Genomic DNA, 635 nt, shown 5'->3' with positions numbered 1-635 from the left:
ACTAACGAGCTGGTGACTAGTGAACCGTGCATGGCGCTGAATAGTGCACCACCGAATACTCCTGCTACTCCTAACTGGTGGAACGGGTGCATCAGGATGTTGTGCTCGGCTTGGAACACTAACATGAAGTTGAATGTGCCGCTGATGCCTAGTGGCATGCCATCGCTGAATGAACCTTGTCCGATTGGGTAGATCAAAAATACTGCTGTTGCTGCTGCTACTGGTGCTGAGTAGGCTACGGCAATCCACGGGCGCATTCCTAAGCGGTAGCTAAGTTCCCACTCGCGTCCCATGTAGCAGAATACTCCAATTAAGAAGTGGAATATTACTAACTGGTATGGTCCACCGTTGTAGAGCCACTCATCTAATGATGCTGCTTCCCAGATTGGGTAGAAGTGTAACCCAATTGCGTTTGATGATGGTACTACTGCGCCACTGATGATGTTGTTGCCGTAGATTAATGAACCGGCTACTGGCTCTCTGATCCCGTCGATGTCTACGGGGGGGGCTGCTATAAATGCGATGATGAAGCAGGTTGTTGCTGCTAAGAGGGTTGGGATCATCAATACTCCAAACCAGCCTACGTATAGCCGATTATCTGTTGATGTTACCCAGTTGCAAAACCGCTCCCACAA

At 49.4% G+C, this 635-nt stretch carries 1 protein-coding gene; it reads right to left on the bottom strand.

All coding sequences use genetic code 11. From position 1 onward, the window contains the following. Positions 1 to 635 (bottom strand): photosynthetic reaction center family protein (locus CSQ79_RS26920; RefSeq protein ID WP_502693972.1); only part of this gene is annotated, 635 nt, incomplete at both ends.

The sequence above is a fragment of the Gloeocapsopsis sp. IPPAS B-1203 genome (genome assembly GCF_002749975.1).
GTDB lineage: Bacteria > Cyanobacteriota > Cyanobacteriia > Cyanobacteriales > Chroococcidiopsidaceae > Gloeocapsopsis.
The sequence above is the reverse complement of the archived record's forward strand: the minus strand, read 5'-3'. Positions and strand labels throughout refer to the sequence as shown.